Genomic DNA, 18309 nt, shown 5'->3' with positions numbered 1-18309 from the left:
GAACGGCGTACTGCAGGAGCAATACGCCGCTTAGCAACTTAACGGGTGCCGTAGACGACGATAGTTTTACCGTGTGCGGAAATCAGGTTCTGATCTTCCAGCATTTTCAAAATACGGCCAACTGTTTCACGAGAGCAGCCGACGATCTGACCAATTTCCTGACGGGTAATTTTAATTTGCATACCGTCCGGGTGGGTCATGGCATCGGGTTGCTTCGCCAGGTTCAGCAGCGTCTGGGCGATACGGCCCGTCACGTCGAGGAAGGCGAGGTTGCCCACTTTCTCAGACGTGACCTGCAGACGGCGAGCCATTTGCGAAGAGAGACGCATCAGAATGTCCGGGTTAACCTGGATCAGCTGACGGAATTTCTTATAAGAGATTTCGGCCACTTCACATGCGGTTTTCGCCCGTACCCAGGCGCTACGCTCCTGACCCTCTTCAAACAGGCCTAATTCACCGATGAAATCGCCCTGGTTGAGGTAGGAGAGGATCATCTCTTTACCTTCTTCATCCTTGATGAGTACAGCCACGGAGCCTTTAACGATGTAGTACAGCGTTTCTGCTTTTTCACCCTGGTGGATCAGCGTGCTCTTTGATGGGTACTTATGAATGTGGCAATGAGACAAGAACCATTCAAGGGTAGGGTCTGTTTGCGGTTTGCCAAGCACCATGCGCGGTTATCCTCTGTTATAAGCTATCTCCGGGCGCCGACACTACACGGCGTCCGGGCATGCAATCGTATTGTTTCCCTATACCTGGGAAGCTGGCTGATGATTTTTCGACAGCCCGTAATGTGAACTCCTCTGCATACATGCAGTACATCAATGTAATACTGTAGCATCCAGACTGTTTTAGCATAGCTTTCGCCGCATGTCTCCTGGTGTCTCGCTTCAGCATGACGCAGGTCGCCTTCCGTTGCGAGAATTGTTATGTGCGCGTAATCTGACAGGAAAATTGCGATACTGGAGTTAAATTTTATGCAAGCGCGTGTGAAATGGGTTGAAGGGTTAACCTTTATCGGGGAGTCCGCGTCAGGACACCAGATTCTGATGGATGGCAACTCCGGGGATAAGGCACCCAGCCCGATGGAGATGGTGCTGATGGCGGCGGGCGGTTGCAGTGCGATCGATGTCGTCTCCATTCTGCAAAAAGGTCGCCATGAGGTGACCAACTGTGAAGTGAAGCTGACGTCTGAGCGCCGCGAAGAGGCACCGCGTCTGTTTACGCATATTAATCTGCACTTTATCGTCACCGGTAAGGCGCTGAAAGATGCCGCGGTCTCCCGTGCGGTGGATCTGTCGGCAGAGAAATACTGCTCGGTGGCACTGATGCTGGAAAAAGCGGTGAAGATCACCCACTCCTATGAAGTGATCGAGGCGTAGTCTTCACCTGCCATAGTGAAGCATCTCAACCCCGGCCTGGCCGGGGTTTTTTCTGTTAGCCGATCTTGCGGCCTTCCATCAGGCGCTCGACCAGCGGCGTCATGATAAGCTCCATCGCCAGCCCCATTTTACCGCCCGGCACCACCAGCGTGTTCATGTGCGAGATAAACGACCCCTGCAGCATCGCCAGCAGCCAGGGGAAGTCGATATTCTGCAGGTTACGGAAATGGATCACCACAAAGCTCTCGTCCAGCGAGGGAATAGTTTTCGCGGCAAACGGGTTGGAAGTGTCTACCGTCGGCACGCGCTGAAAGTTGATATGGGTGCGGGAAAATTGCGGGGTAATGAAGTTGATGTAGTCTTCCATCGAGCGGACGACTGAGTCCATCACCGCCTCCCGGGAGTGGCCGCGCTCGCTGGTGTCGCGAATAAGCTTTTGGATCCACTCGAGGTTAACGATAGGCACTACGCCGACCAGCAGGTCGACATGGCTGGCGACATCATGATGCGGCGTGACAACCCCGCCGTGCAGCCCTTCATAGAACAGTACATCTGTCGGCTCCGGCAGCGGCTGCCAGGGGGTGAAGGTCCCCGGTACCTGATTCCACGGCACGGCTTCGTCATAGGTGTGAAGATATTTCCGCGACTGGCCTTTTCCGTGGCGACCATAGTCGACAAAGGTCTGCTCCAGCAGGCCGAAGTCATTCGCCTCCGGGCCAAAGTAGCTGATATGTTTGCCCTGATCCCGCGCCTTGCGGATCGCCATGTCCATTTCCGGGCGGGTATAGCGATGAAAGCTGTCGCCTTCTACCTCCGCGGCGTGCAGGTTTAGCTGCGCGAAGATTTTGCGAAAGGCAAGGCTGGTGGTGGTAGTGCCCGCGCCGCTGGAGCCCGTGACGGCGATCACCGGATGTTTGGCAGACATAACAACTCCCTGGTTAAACGATGTAGTGGCGTCGCCTTAGCCGTTAAACAGGCCGCGCGGCATAATATTGACCGTCTCATGCAGTTCAGACCACACGAGGACCGCCTCTCCGCGTTTCAGCTGCTGTTTAACATCGGCGACTTTATCGGCAAGTGAACGTTCATGTTCACCATAATCGGTGCCTTCACGTAACACAAAGCTTTCAATCAGGTTATCCAGCGTTTCGGGATCCAGATCCTGCCAGGGAATAATCATACGGGGTCCTCCAGCCAACGGTTTAGCCAGTCCGGGATGCGTCGTTCCAGCCACATCTCCGGCTTACGCAGGGTGCCGCCGACGAAACCAACGTGACCGCCTTGCTCGGTTAATTGATACTCAACGTTCGCGGGCAGTTGCTCCTGCGGTGGTATGGAGTGGTGATCCATAAATGGGTCGTCTTTCGCGTGAATGATGAGCGTCGGCTTAGTGATATCGCTGAGCCGCGGCATGGCGCTGCATTGCCGGTAATAATCCAGCGCATCGGCGAAGCCATGGATTTTGGCGGTGATCATATCGTCAAATTCCCGGATGCGGCGCATCCCTTTGAGCTGGCGTAAATCGACAGGCAGTGAGCCCGGATACGCTTTCAGCTTGCGTGAGGCATTGGCTTTTAACAGATTGAGCAGATAGCGCTGATAAACCCGCGAGAAGCCCTTATCCATATGATAGCTGCAGGCTTCGAGCATGAAAGGCGCGGAGACGATCACCGCCGCATCCAGCGGGCAGCGGTCGCCTTCTTCTGCCAGCAGGCAGCCCAGCATATTGCCGCCCAGTGAATAGCCGACGGCCGCAGTCGGCGCGGGACCAAACTCGCGCTGTAGCCAGTGCAGAAACCAGGTGCCATCTTCCGTTTCGCCGGAGTGATAGATGCGGTGATTGCGGTTAGGTTCGCCGCTGCAGCCGCGGAAATGCATAACCACGCCCAGCCAGCCGCGCTGCATCGCCGCGTGGATCAGACCATGGGCATATGGGCTGTGCAGGCTTCCTTCCAGACCATGAAAGACGACAAGGCGCGGCTTATGGCGCGCCTGATGCGGATCTTCGCTCCAGGCCAGATCGACAAAATCGCCGTCCGGCAGCTCTAGGCGCTGCCAGTGCGGGGTAAAGCGCAATTTACGGCGGATCAGCCGCGGCAGCATGGTTTGCAGATGACGATTGCCCACGCCGCGCATCGGATGGAACTCACGCGAATCGTTTTCGGGGGGCGTCATGTCTGTGGGGATGATTTCAACCATAGCACCAGAACAATTAATAAACGTGATGATGACTATACCGCGCAGGGCGCACAGGGGTTAGCCAATATGTGGTCTTGTGGCCAGTGACTCGAGGTTACACCAAAAACAAATCATTGATGTCACCGATGGCAGGCCATGGAGAGGGCATAAACCCACCCTGCCAGCGGCATCGTACGCGCAGGCAGGATGAGGAAGTCAATATTAGCCTTCCTGAAGCATCTGCTCTAGCTGCTCCTGGGCCTCCAGCCAGGCCATTTCGCACTCCTCCAGCCCGGACTTCGCACTGGCCTGCTGCTGCAGGCATTCGGTCAGCTCGGCTTTGCGTGAGGCGTCATAAAGCTCACTGTCGCCAAGTTTTTCTTCCGCACTGGCCAACTGCGCGTTGAGCTTGTCCATCTCTTTTTCCAGACGGGCGATCTCTTTGCGCAGCGGTTGGGTCTGGCTGCGCAGTTCCGCTTCTCGACGCTTCTGGTCCTTGCGTGCCTGCGCGCTGTTGCCGCTCTCTTTTGGCGCCTCGCCGCTCTGGGATTCCTGTTTTTGCGAGTCGCTGAGCCACTGCTGATAATCTTCCAGATCGCCGTCGAACGGCTCAACTTTACCGTCATGGACGAGGTACAGATCGTCGGTGGTGGAGCGGATCAGGTGACGATCGTGCGACACGACAACCAGCGCCCCCTCAAAGTCGATCAGCGCTTCGGTTAAGGCCTGACGCATATCGAGGTCAAGGTGGTTGGTCGGTTCATCGAGCAGCAGCAGGTTAGGGCGCTGCCAGACGATCAGGGCCAGTACCAGACGCGCTTTTTCTCCACCGGAGAAGCGGCGGGTCTCTTCGCTGACTTTATCGCCCTGGAAACCAAAGCCGCCCAGATAATCACGCAGCTTTTGTTCCAGCTCCTGCGGCGCCAGGCGAGCCAGATGCTGTATCGGTGATTCATCGGCACGCAGGAACTCAAGCTGATGCTGGGCGAAGTAGCCGAGCTTGATACCTTTTGCGAGGCCGATCTCGCCGCTCACCGGCTGGAGTTCGCCCGCCAGCAGCTTAATCAGCGTCGACTTCCCGGCGCCGTTGCGGCCCAGCAGGCCGATGCGCGAGCCCGGCACCAGATTGAGCTTGATGGAGTCGAGGATAATACGCTCGCCGTAACCGGCGCTGACTTTCTCCATTTTCAGTAACGGGTTAGGCAGACTCTCCGGCTGGCGGAAGCTGAAGTGGAACGGGTTATCCACGTGCGCCGGGGCGATAAGCTCCATCCGCTCCAGCATTTTGATACGGCTTTGCGCCTGCTTGGCCTTGGTGGCTTTGGCGCGGAAGCGATCGATATAGCTTTGCAGATGCGCAACGCGTTGCTGTTGGCTTTCGTACATCGCCTGCTGCTGAGAAAGTCGGGTAGCGCGCTGCACTTCGAACGAGCTGTAGTTACCGGTGTACTCAAACATCGTCTGCTGTTCGATATGGATAATTTTGTCGACGATAGGATCGAGAAAATCGCGATCGTGTGAGATCAGGATCAGCGTACCCGTGTAACCCTTAAGCCATTTTTCGAGCCAGATGACGGCATCGAGGTCGAGGTGGTTAGTCGGTTCATCGAGCAGCAGCAGATCAGAACGGCAAATCAGCGCCTGGGCGAGGTTAAGGCGCATACGCCAGCCGCCGGAAAAATCGCTGACCGGCCGCTCCAGCTGTTCGTTGCTGAATCCCAGACCGTGCAGCAGGCTGGCAGCGCGCGAACGGATAGTCCAGGCGTCGATGGCGTCCAGCTTGCCGTGGACCGTGGCGATGGCATGGCCGTCGTTGCGCTCATTAGCCTGCTGGAGCGCGGCTTCCAGCTGGCGGTATTCTCGATCGCCATCAATAACATAATCGATAGCCGGCTGAGGCAGCGCCGGGGTTTCCTGATTCACCCATGCCAGCTGCCAGCTGCCTGGAAAGGTCATACTGCCGCCGTCAGCGCTTATCTCGTTTTTCAAAAGCGATAGCAGCGTCGATTTCCCGCAGCCGTTTTTCCCCACCAGTCCGACCTTCTGACCTGGGTTGATGGTAGCGGTGGCGTTGTCCAGCAGGACGCGTACGCCGCGACGAATTTGTAACGAGGAGAAAACAATCATAAGGCGCCGTATGTTCAGACTATGTTAATTTGTCATTATGATAATGTAGTGTGGAAGCGAATCGCTTCACCGGGCCGCCATGGTAGCCCAAAACGAAGACGATACACAAAGTCATTCTGGCGGTGTCAGAACGCCGGGGCTGCGCAGGCCGCCAGAAGACCTACGGGAGGGGAATGATGTCTCAGACAGCGAAAGTGTTGCTGCTGTATGCCCACCCAGAATCTCATGATTCCGTGGCCAACCGGGTTTTATTAGAGCCGGCCTTACAGTTGCCGAACGTCACCGTGCACGATCTTTACGCGCACTATCCGGATTTTTTTATCGATATCGCTCATGAACAGGACCTGCTGCGCCAGCATGAGGTGATTGTTTTCCAGCATCCTTTATATACCTGGAGCTGTCCGGCGCTGCTCAAGGAGTGGCTGGATCGTGTGTTGAGCCGCGGCTTCGCCAGCGGTGCCGGAGGGAACGAGCTGGCGGGAAAGTACTGGCGTAGTGTGATCACCACCGGCGAACCTGAGAGCGCCTACCGTCGCGATGCCAATCGCTATCCGATGAACGAAATTTTACGTCCTTTTGAACTGACCGCCGGCATGTGCCGTATGCACTGGATGAGTCCCATTATTGTCTACTGGGCCCGGCGGCAACAGCCAGAGGAGCTGCTTAGCCGCGCCCGGGCCTACCGGGACTGGCTGGCCAACCCCATCGCCGCCGGAGGTATACATGGCGGGATCTGATTTGCTGCTGGCGGGCGTTCTGTTTTTGTTCGCCGCCGTTATTGCCGTCCCTCTGGCCTCAAGACTGGGTATTGGCGCGGTGCTGGGCTATCTGCTGGCCGGGATTGCGATTGGTCCGTGGGGACTTGGGTTTATCAGCGATGTGGATGAGATTCTCCATTTCTCTGAGCTCGGCGTAGTGTTTCTGATGTTTATCATCGGCCTGGAGCTTAATCCGGCCAAGTTATGGCGGCTGCGGAGCTCCATCTTCGGCGTTGGCGCGGCGCAGGTGATGCTCAGCGCGGCGATCCTCGGCGGTCTGCTGATGACGACCGGGTTTTCATGGCAGGCGGCGGTGGTCGGCGGGATCGGCCTGGCGATGTCTTCCACCGCCATGGCGCTGCAGCTGATGCGTGAGAAGGGAATGAGCCGTAGTGAGTCGGGGCAATTAGGCTTTTCGGTGCTGCTGTTTCAGGATCTGGCAGTGATCCCGGCGCTGGCGCTGGTGCCCCTGCTGGCCGGTTCAGCGGAGGAGCATGTTAACTGGCTGACGGTCGGCATGAAGGTCCTGGCCTTTGCCGGGATGCTGATTGGCGGACGTTATCTGCTGCGGCCGGTGTTCCGCTTTATCGCCAGCTCGGGGGTCAGGGAAGTGTTTACTGCCGCCACGCTGCTGCTGGTTCTTGGGTCTGCGCTGTTTATGGAGGCGCTGGGGCTGTCGATGGCGCTGGGTACCTTTATTGCCGGCGTGCTGCTGGCGGAAAGCGAGTATCGCCACGAACTGGAAATCGCTATCGATCCGTTCAAGGGGCTGCTGCTCGGGCTGTTCTTTATCTCCGTCGGCATGGCGTTGAACCTTGGCGTGCTGTACACCCATCTGCTGTGGGTGGCGGTGAGCGTGGCGGTGCTGGTGGCGGTAAAAATGCTGGTGCTCTATCTCCTGGCCCGCCTCTATGGCCTGCGAAGTTCAGAGCGGATGCAGTTCGCGGGCGTATTAAGCCAGGGCGGCGAGTTCGCCTTTGTCCTCTTTTCGTTGCCCGCCTCTCAGCGGTTGTTCCAGCATGACCAGATGGCGCTGCTGTTGGTGGCGGTGACGTTGTCGATGATGACGACGCCGCTGCTGATGAAGGGGATAGATAGGCTATTGTCGCGACGGCTGAATCCAGCGGACGATACCGATGAGGCGCCGTGGGTGGAGGATGACAAGCCGCAGGTGATTATTGTCGGGTTTGGTCGCTTTGGTCAGGTCATCGGCCGCCTGCTGATGGCCAATAAGATGCGTATTACGGTGCTGGAGCGGGACATCAGCGCGGTGAATCTGATGCGCAATTATGGCTATAAAGTCTATTTTGGCGATGCCACCCAGCTGGAGCTGCTGCGCTCGGCAGGTGCGGAAGAGGCGCAGTCGATCGTCATCACCTGTAATGAGCCGGAAGACACCATGCGGCTGGTGGAAATGTGTCAACAACACTTTCCACATCTGCATATTCTGGCCCGCGCACGCGGCCGCGTTGAGGCGCATGAGCTGCTGCAGGCCGGCGTGACGCAGTTTTCTCGTGAAACTTTCTCCAGTGCGCTGGAGCTGGGGCGGAAAGCGCTTATCACCCTGGGCATGCATCCTCACCAGGCGCAGCGCGCGCAGCTGCACTTCCGACGGCTCGATATGCGAATGCTGCGTGAGTTAATGCCGGTGCATACTGATACGGTACAGATATCTCGCGTGCGGGAAGCCCGACGCGAACTGGAAGAGATTTTTCAGCGTGAAATGCAGAAAGAAAGCCGGCAGCTGGACGGCTGGGACGAGTTTGAATAAAGGTAAATCATATGGCAGTACGTAAACGTTTTATTGCCGGGGCGAAATGTCCGGCGTGCCAGGCGCAGGATTCGCTGGCGATGTGGCGTGAGAATAATGTCGATGTCGTTGAATGCGTTAAGTGCGGTCACCAAATGCGTGAGGCGGATAAAGAGGCCCGCGAGCATGTACGCAAAGAGGAGCAGGTGATTGGCATTTTTCATCCCGACTAGCGTTATCCGTCGGCTTTTTTTAAGCTAGAGGGTACACGGCTGCAGAATTCCGCTACAATCTGCGCCACTATTCTTCCCATCTCAGGAGATATCATGAAAGTAGCAAAAGACCTGGTGGTCAGCCTGGCCTATCAGGTACGTACAGAAGACGGTGTGTTGGTTGATGAGTCTCCGGTAAGCGCGCCGCTGGATTACCTGCATGGTCACGGCTCCCTGATTTCCGGCCTGGAAAACGCGCTGGATGGCCACGAAGTGGGCGACAAATTTGACGTAGCTGTCGGCGCTAACGACGCTTACGGCCAGTATGACGAAAACCTGGTGCAGCGTGTACCGAAAGACGTCTTTATGGGCGTTGATGAACTGCAGGTTGGCATGCGCTTCCTGGCGGAGACCGATCAGGGTCCAGTACCGGTAGAAATCACTGAAGTTGAAGACGACCACGTTGTGGTTGATGGCAACCACATGCTGGCTGGCCAGAACCTGAAGTTCAATGTGGAAGTTGTCGCTATCCGTGAAGCAACGGCTGAAGAGCTGGAGCATGGTCACGTGCATGGCGCTCATGGCCACGATCACGATCATGACCACGGTCATGACGGTTGCTGCGGCGGCCACGGCCACGATCATGGTCACGACCATGAACACGGCAAAGGTGGTTGCGGTAACGGTGGTTGCGGTTGCCACTAATGGCGTCGCGTTCGCGCGGATAGCCAAAAAAAGCGGGGAAACCCGCTTTTTTTACGTCTCAATAATGCGGCGGCGGCGTCTCTTCTGCCTGAGAGGCGATATGGGACGGTTGCGTCGCCTTCAGTTTCTCGATCATCAGACGCATATGCTCCCGCATCTTCGCCATCTCTATCTCGTGGGCGGTCACGGTTTTATTGAGGTCTTCGATGGTGATTTCCTGAAACGCCAGCCGGCTTTCCAGCTCTGCAAGGCGCGTTTCTAATGTGCTATCGTGCATGGGTAACCTCTTTAGTCTGATCCTGCGAGCGGATTCTACTTAAGTTTCTCTTTTCGCGCAGCATCGCTGCGTCTGACAGGAAACTTATTCATACAAAAATAGTCCTAAAAGAGGCGATATTCAGGAACGTCCGTATGTAGATTTTAACGGCAACGTTCTATAGTACGTTTTTTGCTTTTTACGATAACCCTGGGGTGAGAGGCCCCGGCCCTGGAGAAATGGATGAAATCACTGTTTAAAGTAACGCTGCTGGCGACCACAATGGCCGTCGCCCTGAACGCACCGCTGACCTTTGCTGCAGATACGGCGGCGAAGGCAGCCCCAGCGGCTGAGAGTAAATCGGCATTTAAAAATGACGATCAGAAATCCGCCTATGCGCTGGGCGCGTCCCTGGGGCGTTACATGGAAAACTCCCTGAAAGAACAAGAAAAGCTGGGCATCAAGCTGGACAAAGCCCAGCTGATCGCCGGCGTACAGGACGCGTTTGCCGACAAGAGCAAGCTGTCCGACCAGGAGATCGAACAGACTCTGCAGGCCTTTGAAACGCGCGTGAAGACCGCGGCTCAGCAGAAAATGGAAAAAGACGCAACTGAGAACGAAGCCAAAGGCAAAACCTTCCGCGATAGCTTTGCTAAAGAGAAGGGCGTGAAAACCTCGAAAACTGGCCTGCTGTATAAAGTCGAGAAAGAAGGCACTGGTGATGCGCCGAAAGACAGCGACACTGTGGTCGTTAACTACAAAGGCACCCTGATCGATGGTAAAGAGTTTGATAACTCTTATACCCGTGGTGAGCCGCTCTCTTTCCGCCTGGACGGCGTGATCCCGGGCTGGACGGAAGGCCTGAAGAACATCAAGAAAGGCGGTAAAATCAAGCTGGTCATTCCACCGGATCTGGCGTACGGCAAAACCGGCGTTCCGGGGATCCCGGCCAACTCTACGCTGGTCTTTGACGTAGAACTGCTGGATATCAAACCGGCGCCGAAGGCAGATGCACAGCCGGAAGCCGCTGGCGAAGCGAAAGCCGCAGACGCGAACGCTGACGCTAAGAAGTAATCGAGTTCAGGCCGCCGTCTCGTCAGAGGCGGCGGCTTTTTTATTGAGCGCAGATATAATTAAAACTGGAAAGATCCTCAGGCGCTGTATTACTTTAGATAGCTTAATAATGATGATGAGCCTGCCCTGACAATAACGACAGGCTCCTGAAAAGGAGTGCTTTTTTTCATGTCCAGGTCGCTTTTAACCAACGAAACCAGCGAGCTTGACCTGCTGGATCAACGTCCCTTTGACCAGACCGATTTCGATATTCTTAAATCTTATGAAGCGGTGGTGGACGGGTTGGCGATGCTCATCGGTTCGCACTGTGAAATCGTGCTGCATTCTTTGCAGGATCTTAAATGCTCTGCCATTCGTATCGCCAATGGTGAACATACCGGCCGCCAAATCGGTTCACCGATTACCGATCTTGCGCTGCGCATGCTGCACGATATGACTGGCGCCGATAGCAGCGTTTCCAAATGCTACTTCACCCGCGCCAAAAGCGGCGTACTGATGAAGTCGGTGACGATTGCCATTCGCAACCGCGATCATCGGGTGATTGGTCTGCTGTGCATCAACATGAATCTGGATGTTCCGTTTTCCCAGATCATGAGCACCTTTATTCCGCCAGAAACGCCGGAGGTCAACTCACCGGTGAACTTTGCTTCCTCGGTTGACGATCTGGTCGCGCAGACGCTGGAATTCACCATTGAAGAGGTGAATGCCGATCGCAGCGTGTCTAATAATGCGAAAAACCGCCAAATCGTGCTGAATCTCTATGAAAAAGGGATCTTCGATATCAAAGACGCCATTAACCAGGTGGCCGATCGTCTGAACATCTCCAAGCACACCGTCTACCTCTATATCCGCCAGTTCAAGAGCGGCGATTTCCAGGGGCTGGATAAGTAATGCGTTTTGCCATTACGGTGACTGGCCCTGCCTATGGGACGCAGCAGGCAAGCAGCGCCTGGCAGTTTGCCCAGGCCGTTTTGCAGGAAGGTCATGAACTGGCATGTGTTTTTTTCTATCGCGAAGGCGTACTCAACGCTAATCAGCTGACGGCGCCCGCCAGCGATGAGTTCGATCTGGTGCGCGCATGGCAGTCACTGCACGATGAACAAGGTGTGGCATTGCACATCTGCGTGGCGGCTGCCTTACGTCGAGGCGTAACGGACGAACGTGAAGCGCAACAGCTCGCGCTGGCCAGCCACAATTTGCAGCCGGGTTTCACGCTTAGCGGGCTCGGTGCGCTGGCGGAAGCCGCGCTCACTTGCGATCGGATGGTACAGTTCTGATGAAACGTGTAGCTTTTGTTTTTTCCTCCGCGCCGCACGGTAGCGCCGCCGGCAGGGAAGGCCTCGATGCGTTACTCGCCACCTCCGCGCTTACCGACGAGATTGGCGTATTTTTTGTCGGCGACGGCGTTTTTCAACTGCTGCCCGATCAACGGCCGGGTGCAGTGCTGGCTCGCGACTACATAGCCACCTTTAAACTGCTGTCACTGTATGACATCGATCAGTGCTGGCTGTGTGCCGACTCCGCGCGGGAGCGCGGTCTGGACCCCGCTACTCCGTGGGCGGTGGATGTCGAATGCCTGGCGCCGGATACCCTGCGCGCCCGTCTGCATGAATTTGATGTGATTTTGCGTTTCTGAGGTCCCCATGCTCCATACGCTCAGTGTTTCTCCCTGGCATGCCGATATCGCAGCAATGCTTCGCGTGATGGATCACGGCGACGATCTGTTATTGCTGTCTGATGGCGTCACGGCGGCCATCGCCGGCGGTCGCTTCCTTGAGATCCTGCAATCCGCCCCCATAACCCTCTATGTGCTGCAAGACGACGTTGACGCCCGCGGGTTGGCTGGTCAAATTGCGGACAGTGTCGGTAGGGTTAGCTATACTGATTTCGTCAGACTCACGGTAAAACATGCCGGTCAGTTGGCCTGGTGATGGCGGGATCGTTGTATATTTCTTGACACCTTTTCGGCACCGCCCTAAAATTCTGCGTCCTCATATTATATGAGGCGATTTATTACGTGTTTACGAAGCAAAAGCTAAAACCAGGAGCTATTTAATGGCAACAATTAACCAGCTGGTACGCAAACCACGCGCACGCAAAGTTGCAAAGAGCAACGTGCCTGCGCTGGAAGCCTGCCCGCAGAAACGTGGCGTATGTACTCGCGTATATACCACCACTCCTAAGAAACCGAACTCCGCACTGCGTAAAGTTTGCCGTGTGCGTCTGACTAACGGTTTCGAAGTCACCTCCTACATCGGTGGTGAAGGTCACAACCTGCAGGAGCACTCCGTGATCCTGATCCGTGGCGGTCGTGTTAAAGACCTTCCGGGTGTTCGTTACCACACCGTTCGTGGTGCGCTTGACTGCTCCGGCGTTAAAGACCGTAAGCAGGCTCGCTCCAAGTACGGCGTGAAGCGTCCTAAGGCTTAATGGTTCTCCGTTAAGTAAGGCCAAACTGATTTACCTTAATGTCATACTAAACTCTTAGAGTTTTGGACAATCCTGAATTAACAACGGAGTATTTCCATGCCACGTCGTCGCGTCATTGGTCAGCGTAAAATTCTGCCGGATCCGAAGTTCGGATCAGAACTGCTGGCTAAATTTGTCAATATCCTGATGGTAGATGGTAAAAAATCTACTGCAGAAGCAATCGTATACAGCGCGCTGGAGACCCTGGCTCAGCGCTCTGGTAAAAATGAACTGGAAGCTTTCGAAGTCGCTCTCGACAACGTGCGCCCGACTGTAGAAGTTAAGTCTCGCCGCGTTGGTGGTTCTACTTATCAGGTTCCAGTTGAAGTTCGTCCGGTTCGTCGTAATGCTCTGGCAATGCGTTGGATCGTTGAAGCTGCTCGTAAACGCGGTGATAAATCCATGGCTCTGCGCCTGGCGAACGAACTCACTGATGCTGCAGACAACAAAGGTACTGCAGTTAAGAAACGTGAAGACGTTCACCGTATGGCCGAAGCCAACAAGGCGTTCGCACACTACCGTTGGTAATCCCTTCGGAGTCATAGTCACCAGGCGGGCGCTTCAGATGAGTCGCCCGCTCTGGATAACTTAACTGAACGCCTAAAGAAATAAACGAGGAATCAAATGGCTCGTACAACACCCATCGCACGCTACCGTAACATCGGTATCAGTGCGCACATCGACGCCGGTAAAACCACTACTACCGAACGTATTCTGTTCTACACCGGTGTAAACCACAAAATCGGTGAAGTTCATGACGGCGCCGCTACCATGGACTGGATGGAGCAGGAGCAGGAACGTGGTATCACCATCACTTCCGCTGCGACTACTGCATTCTGGTCTGGTATGGCTAAGCAGTATGAACCGCACCGTGTAAACATCATCGACACCCCGGGGCACGTTGACTTCACTATCGAAGTAGAACGTTCCATGCGTGTTCTTGATGGTGCGGTAATGGTTTACTGCGCAGTTGGTGGTGTTCAGCCGCAGTCTGAAACCGTATGGCGTCAGGCAAACAAATATAAAGTTCCGCGCATTGCGTTCGTTAACAAAATGGACCGCATGGGTGCGAACTTCCTGAAAGTTGTTGGTCAGATCAAATCCCGTCTGGGCGCGAACCCGGTTCCGCTGCAGCTGGCGATTGGTGCTGAAGAAGGTTTCACCGGTGTTGTTGACCTGGTGAAAATGAAAGCCATCAACTGGAACGATGCCGACCAGGGCGTTACCTTCGAATACGAAGATATCCCGGCTGAAATGCAGGACCTGGCTGACGAATGGCACCAGAACCTGATCGAGTCCGCTGCGGAAGCTTCCGAAGAGCTGATGGAAAAATACCTGGGTGGTGAAGAACTGACTGAAGAAGAGATCAAAAAAGCTCTGCGTCAGCGCGTTCTGAACAACGAAATCATCCTGGTAACCTGCGGTTCTGCGTTCAAGAACAAAGGTGTTCAGGCGATGCTGGATGCGGTAATTGATTACCTGCCATCCCCGGTCGATGTTCCGGCAATCAACGGTATTCTGGACGACGGTAAAGATACTCCGGCTGAGCGTCACGCAAGCGACGAAGAGCCGTTCTCTGCACTGGCGTTCAAAATCGCTACCGACCCGTTCGTGGGTAACCTGACCTTCTTCCGTGTGTACTCCGGTGTGGTTAACTCTGGTGATACCGTACTGAACTCCGTGAAAACTGCACGTGAGCGTTTCGGTCGTATCGTTCAGATGCACGCTAACAAACGTGAAGAGATCAAAGAAGTTCGCGCGGGCGACATCGCTGCTGCTATCGGTCTGAAAGACGTAACCACTGGTGACACCCTGTGTGACCCGGATGCGCCGATCATTCTGGAGCGTATGGAATTCCCTGAGCCGGTAATCTCCATCGCCGTTGAGCCGAAAACCAAAGCTGACCAGGAAAAAATGGGTCTGGCTCTGGGTCGTCTGGCTAAAGAAGACCCGTCATTCCGTGTATGGACTGACGAAGAGTCTAACCAGACCATCATCGCTGGTATGGGTGAGCTGCACCTCGACATCATCGTTGACCGTATGAAGCGTGAATTCAACGTTGAAGCGAACGTTGGTAAACCTCAGGTTGCTTACCGTGAAGCGATTCGCGCGAAAGTTACCGATATCGAAGGTAAACACGCCAAGCAGTCTGGTGGTCGTGGTCAGTACGGTCACGTTGTGATCGACATGTACCCGCTGGAGCCGGGCTCTAACCCGAAAGGTTACGAGTTCATCAACGACATCAAAGGTGGTGTAATTCCTGGCGAATACATCCCGGCCGTTGATAAAGGCATCCAGGAACAGCTGAAAGCTGGTCCGCTGGCAGGTTACCCGGTAGTTGATATGGGTATCCGTCTGCACTTCGGTTCTTACCACGACGTTGACTCCTCTGAGCTGGCGTTTAAACTGGCTGCGTCTATTGCCTTTAAAGAAGGCTTTAAGAAAGCAAAACCAGTTCTGCTTGAGCCGATCATGAAGGTTGAAGTAGAAACTCCGGAAGAGAACACTGGTGATGTTATCGGTGACTTGAGCCGTCGTCGCGGTATGCTGCGCGGTCAGGAATCCGAAGTAACCGGCGTTAAGATCCACGCTGAAGTACCGCTGTCCGAAATGTTCGGTTATGCAACTCAGCTGCGTTCTCTGACCAAAGGTCGTGCATCATACACCATGGAATTCCTGAAGTATGATGATGCGCCGAACAACGTTGCTCAGGCCGTTATTGAAGCCCGTGGTAAATAATCCACAGGATTAAAACCTAAGTCCCGTGCTCTCTCCGGTGGGGAGAGCACTATAGTAAGGAATATAGCCGTGTCTAAAGAAAAATTTGAACGTACAAAACCGCACGTCAACGTTGGTACTATCGGCCACGTTGACCATGGTAAAACTACCCTGACTGCTGCCATCACTACCGTTCTGGCTAAAACCTACGGTGGTTCTGCTCGTGCATTCGACCAGATCGATAACGCGCCGGAAGAAAAAGCTCGTGGTATCACCATCAACACTTCTCACGTTGAATATGACACCCCGACTCGCCACTACGCGCACGTAGACTGCCCGGGCCACGCCGACTATGTTAAAAACATGATCACCGGTGCTGCGCAGATGGACGGCGCGATCCTGGTTGTTGCTGCGACTGACGGCCCGATGCCGCAGACTCGTGAGCACATCCTGCTGGGTCGTCAGGTAGGCGTTCCGTACATCATCGTGTTCCTGAACAAATGCGACATGGTTGATGACGAAGAGCTGCTGGAACTGGTTGAGATGGAAGTTCGTGAACTGCTGTCTCAGTACGATTTCCCGGGCGACGACACCCCGATCGTTCGTGGTTCTGCTCTGAAAGCGCTGGAAGGCGACGCAGAGTGGGAAGCGAAAATCATCGAACTGGCTGGCCACCTGGATACCTATATCCCGGAACCAGAGCGTGCGATTGACAAGCCGTTCCTGCTGCCGATCGAAGACGTATTCTCCATCTCCGGTCGTGGTACCGTTGTTACCGGTCGTGTAGAGCGCGGTATCATCAAAGTCGGTGAAGAAGTTGAAATCGTTGGTATCAAAGACACCGCGAAAACCACCTGTACTGGCGTTGAAATGTTCCGCAAACTGCTGGACGAAGGCCGTGCTGGTGAGAACGTTGGTGTTCTGCTGCGTGGTATCAAACGTGAAGAAATCGAACGTGGTCAGGTACTGGCTAAGCCGGGCAGCATCAAGCCGCACACCAAGTTCGAATCTGAAGTGTACATCCTGTCCAAAGACGAAGGCGGCCGTCATACTCCGTTCTTCAAAGGCTACCGTCCGCAGTTCTACTTCCGTACTACTGACGTGACTGGCACCATCGAACTGCCGGAAGGCGTAGAGATGGTTATGCCGGGCGACAACATCAAAATGGTTGTTACCCTGATCCACCCGATCGCGATGGACGACGGTCTGCGTTTCGCAATCCGTGAAGGCGGCCGTACCGTTGGCGCGGGCGTTGTAGCTAAAGTTCTGGGCTAATTCGTTAGCTTCGAATAAAAAGGGCGCTTCGGCGCCCTTTTTGCTGCGCGCAGTTCCGCGAAATAACGTGTACAACACACTATTCATAACGTGCGCTGCGGCGGATAATGCGCAAATGGTCTATTGTAATCATAACTATTCTCATTTAATATTTGTGCATAAATTGAACGGGAGTTTATATGTACGTTTGTTTGTGCAATGGCGTTAGCGATAAAAAAATTCGCCAGGTTGTTCGCCAGTTTCAACCGCAATCTTTTCAGCAATTACGTAAGTTTGTTCCCGTTGGAAATCAATGCGGTAAGTGTGTTCGAGCTGCACGTGAAGTGATGGAAGATGAATTAACCACCATGCCGGAATTCAAAGAAATCGCCTGAAGTCCGCGCTTCTCTTTTGACATCCCTATAGGCCGGACTACGCTTCAATAAGTGGAAGCGGAGGGACTATATAATGAAAGGTGATGTCAAAATCATAAGTTATCTCAATAAATTATTGGGAAATGAGCTGGTCGCAATCAATCAGTACTTTCTCCATGCGAGAATGTTCAAAAACTGGGGTCTGATGCGCCTCAACGATATTGAGTACCACGAATCAATTGATGAAATGAAGCACGCCGATAAGTACATCGAGCGTATTCTTTTCCTCGAAGGCATTCCTAATCTGCAGGATCTCGGCAAACTTGGCATCGGTGAAGATGTGGAAGAGATGCTGCAGTCAGATTTACGCCTGGAGCTGGAAGGCGCGCAAAACCTGCGTGAAGCGATCGCCTATGCCGACAGCGTACATGACTATGTCAGCCGCGATATGATGATTGAGATCCTGGCGGATGAAGAAGGCCATATCGACTGGCTGGAAACCGAACTCGATCTGATTGGCAAAATTGGCCTGCAGAATTACCTGCAGTCGCAGATCAAAGTGTCAGATTAGCCAGCGTTTGCCACCCGCACCAGAAACCTGCTGCCGCCAGAAATGGCCCAAATGGCAGCGGGTTATTCTTTTCCCATTTCCTGTTGCCGCCGCACCTGGCGGACAGTCCCAATATCACCCACGCCATGCCAGCGAGCAATGACGCTACCAGCACCAACTGCGGCAGCATTCGCCAGCCATGCCAGGCCCCAAGGGCGGCGAGATATTTTATATCGCCATAGCCTAATCCTTCATGCCCACGGACCCTGCGGTATAGCCAATAAAGGGCGGCAAACGAGAGATAGCCGGCTAGTGCTCCCCAGACAGCCTCGTTGAGCTGATGCGGCGCCAGACAGAGATAAAAAAGCAAGCCGCTCCATAGCAGGGGACAGGTGAAACGGTCTGGCAGCAAGCCGTAACACAGGTCCTGTTGACACAATGCTAGCGTCAATCCGCTATAGCACAGTAAGAAGGGGAGGGCGGCGAGCATAGGTTACCCCGC

23 protein-coding genes are annotated in these 18309 nt (G+C 54.6%); 16 read left to right on the top strand and 7 right to left on the bottom strand.

All coding sequences use genetic code 11. From position 1 onward, the window contains the following. Positions 1-38: 38 nt before the first annotated feature. Positions 39-671 carry a cAMP-activated global transcriptional regulator CRP gene (gene crp / locus CWM57_RS18460; protein ID WP_000242758.1) on the bottom strand — a complete coding sequence of 211 codons (633 nt, stop codon included), beginning with the start codon at positions 669-671 and terminating at the stop codon, positions 39-41. A 306-nt stretch (positions 672-977) separates the two neighbouring features. Here crp and CWM57_RS18450 point away from each other — a divergent pair, with 306 nt between their 5' ends. Then, positions 978-1382, top strand: coding sequence for an OsmC family protein (locus tag CWM57_RS18450; RefSeq protein ID WP_004202200.1), 405 nt, complete (start codon positions 978-980; stop codon positions 1380-1382). A 55-nt stretch (positions 1383-1437) separates the two neighbouring features. Here the strand turns inward: CWM57_RS18450 and CWM57_RS18445 are convergent, their stop codons facing one another. The 4 genes from CWM57_RS18445 to CWM57_RS18425 form a co-directional block, all read right to left on the bottom strand. Next, a complete protein-coding gene (locus CWM57_RS18445) occupies positions 1438-2307 on the bottom strand; it encodes a phosphoribulokinase (RefSeq protein ID WP_008807033.1) in 870 nt (289 codons plus the stop codon). Positions 2308-2343: 36 nt separating this feature from the next. After that, on the bottom strand, positions 2344-2562 hold the full coding sequence (locus CWM57_RS18440; RefSeq protein ID WP_061153124.1) for a YheU family protein: 219 nt from the start codon (positions 2560-2562) through the stop codon (positions 2344-2346). Further along, a complete protein-coding gene (locus tag CWM57_RS18435; protein WP_165784225.1) occupies positions 2559-3557 on the bottom strand; it encodes a hydrolase in 999 nt (332 codons plus the stop codon). The genes CWM57_RS18440 and CWM57_RS18435 overlap by 4 nt, the downstream gene beginning before the upstream one ends. Before the next feature lie 225 nt (positions 3558-3782). Continuing rightward, positions 3783-5687 (bottom strand): ABC transporter ATP-binding protein, encoded by a 1905-nt coding sequence (locus CWM57_RS18425; protein ID WP_074387075.1) that lies wholly within the window; start codon positions 5685-5687, stop codon positions 3783-3785. A gap of 173 nt (positions 5688-5860) precedes the next feature. On the opposite strand from CWM57_RS18425, the gene kefG reads away from it, so the two are divergent. The 4 genes from kefG to slyD all read left to right on the top strand — a co-directional run bounded on the left by kefG (position 5861) and on the right by slyD (position 9112). Beyond that, positions 5861-6424, top strand: coding sequence for a glutathione-regulated potassium-efflux system ancillary protein KefG (gene kefG, locus CWM57_RS18415; RefSeq protein WP_100676286.1), 564 nt, complete (start codon positions 5861-5863; stop codon positions 6422-6424). Then, a complete protein-coding gene (kefB, locus tag CWM57_RS18410) occupies positions 6411-8216 on the top strand; it encodes a glutathione-regulated potassium-efflux system protein KefB (RefSeq protein WP_100631045.1) in 1806 nt (601 codons plus the stop codon). Before kefG ends, kefB begins: the two co-directional genes overlap by 14 nt. Before the next feature lie 11 nt (positions 8217-8227). Continuing rightward, positions 8228-8428, top strand: coding sequence for a YheV family putative zinc ribbon protein (locus CWM57_RS18405; protein WP_002920143.1), 201 nt, complete (start codon positions 8228-8230; stop codon positions 8426-8428). A gap of 93 nt (positions 8429-8521) precedes the next feature. Beyond that, complete coding sequence (slyD, locus tag CWM57_RS18400) at positions 8522-9112, top strand: peptidylprolyl isomerase (protein ID WP_008807039.1); 591 nt, start codon at positions 8522-8524, stop codon at positions 9110-9112. Between the two features lie 58 nt (positions 9113-9170). On the opposite strand, the gene CWM57_RS18395 is transcribed toward slyD, so the two are convergent. Continuing rightward, a complete protein-coding gene (locus tag CWM57_RS18395) occupies positions 9171-9389 on the bottom strand; it encodes a protein SlyX (RefSeq protein WP_002920136.1) in 219 nt (72 codons plus the stop codon). A gap of 222 nt (positions 9390-9611) precedes the next feature. Here CWM57_RS18395 and fkpA point away from each other — a divergent pair, with 222 nt between their 5' ends. From fkpA to bfr, 11 genes are all read left to right on the top strand, one after another. After that, positions 9612-10442, top strand: a complete 831-nt coding sequence (gene fkpA / locus CWM57_RS18390; RefSeq protein ID WP_008807040.1) for an FKBP-type peptidyl-prolyl cis-trans isomerase — start codon at positions 9612-9614, stop codon at positions 10440-10442. A gap of 168 nt (positions 10443-10610) precedes the next feature. Next, positions 10611-11333, top strand: a complete 723-nt coding sequence (locus CWM57_RS18380) for a transcriptional regulator (RefSeq protein ID WP_002920130.1) — start codon at positions 10611-10613, stop codon at positions 11331-11333. Beyond that, on the top strand, positions 11333-11719 hold the full coding sequence (tusD, locus tag CWM57_RS18375) for a sulfurtransferase complex subunit TusD (protein WP_074387078.1): 387 nt from the start codon (positions 11333-11335) through the stop codon (positions 11717-11719). Before CWM57_RS18380 ends, tusD begins: the two co-directional genes overlap by 1 nt. Then, positions 11719-12078 (top strand): sulfurtransferase complex subunit TusC, encoded by a 360-nt coding sequence (gene tusC / locus CWM57_RS18370; protein ID WP_074387079.1) that lies wholly within the window; start codon positions 11719-11721, stop codon positions 12076-12078. Before tusD ends, tusC begins: the two co-directional genes overlap by 1 nt. A gap of 7 nt (positions 12079-12085) precedes the next feature. After that, entirely contained in the window at positions 12086-12373 is a 288-nt protein-coding gene (gene tusB, locus CWM57_RS18365; protein WP_008807043.1) for a sulfurtransferase complex subunit TusB, read from the top strand. A gap of 124 nt (positions 12374-12497) precedes the next feature. Then, positions 12498-12872, top strand: coding sequence for a 30S ribosomal protein S12 (rpsL, locus tag CWM57_RS18360; protein WP_002920115.1), 375 nt, complete (start codon positions 12498-12500; stop codon positions 12870-12872). A 96-nt stretch (positions 12873-12968) separates the two neighbouring features. Further along, a complete protein-coding gene (rpsG, locus tag CWM57_RS18355) occupies positions 12969-13439 on the top strand; it encodes a 30S ribosomal protein S7 (RefSeq protein WP_008807044.1) in 471 nt (156 codons plus the stop codon). Positions 13440-13535: 96 nt separating this feature from the next. Next, the gene (gene fusA, locus CWM57_RS18350) at positions 13536-15650 is read left to right on the top strand and encodes an elongation factor G (protein ID WP_100631046.1); all 2115 of its coding nucleotides are present in this window, start codon (positions 13536-13538) and stop codon (positions 15648-15650) included. Between the two features lie 69 nt (positions 15651-15719). Then, the gene (tuf, locus tag CWM57_RS18345) at positions 15720-16904 is read left to right on the top strand and encodes an elongation factor Tu (RefSeq protein WP_012540432.1); all 1185 of its coding nucleotides are present in this window, start codon (positions 15720-15722) and stop codon (positions 16902-16904) included. Between the two features lie 179 nt (positions 16905-17083). After that, on the top strand, positions 17084-17278 hold the full coding sequence (bfd, locus tag CWM57_RS18340) for a bacterioferritin-associated ferredoxin (RefSeq protein ID WP_004152415.1): 195 nt from the start codon (positions 17084-17086) through the stop codon (positions 17276-17278). A 73-nt stretch (positions 17279-17351) separates the two neighbouring features. After that, positions 17352-17828: a bacterioferritin gene (gene bfr / locus CWM57_RS18335; protein WP_004206792.1), complete on the top strand. Its 477-nt coding sequence runs from the start codon at positions 17352-17354 to the stop codon at positions 17826-17828. Here bfr and CWM57_RS18330 read toward each other — a convergent pair. Further along, positions 17812-18297 carry a prepilin peptidase gene (locus tag CWM57_RS18330; protein WP_100676585.1) on the bottom strand — a complete coding sequence of 162 codons (486 nt, stop codon included), beginning with the start codon at positions 18295-18297 and terminating at the stop codon, positions 17812-17814. The genes bfr and CWM57_RS18330 overlap by 17 nt on opposite strands. Between the last annotated feature and the right edge of the window lie 12 nt (positions 18298-18309).

Origin of the sequence: Klebsiella sp. G-Nf4, assembly GCF_002810615.1 — a bacterium.
GTDB lineage: Bacteria > Pseudomonadota > Gammaproteobacteria > Enterobacterales > Enterobacteriaceae > Klebsiella > Klebsiella variicola.
The sequence above is the reverse complement of the archived record's forward strand: the minus strand, read 5'-3'. Positions and strand labels throughout refer to the sequence as shown.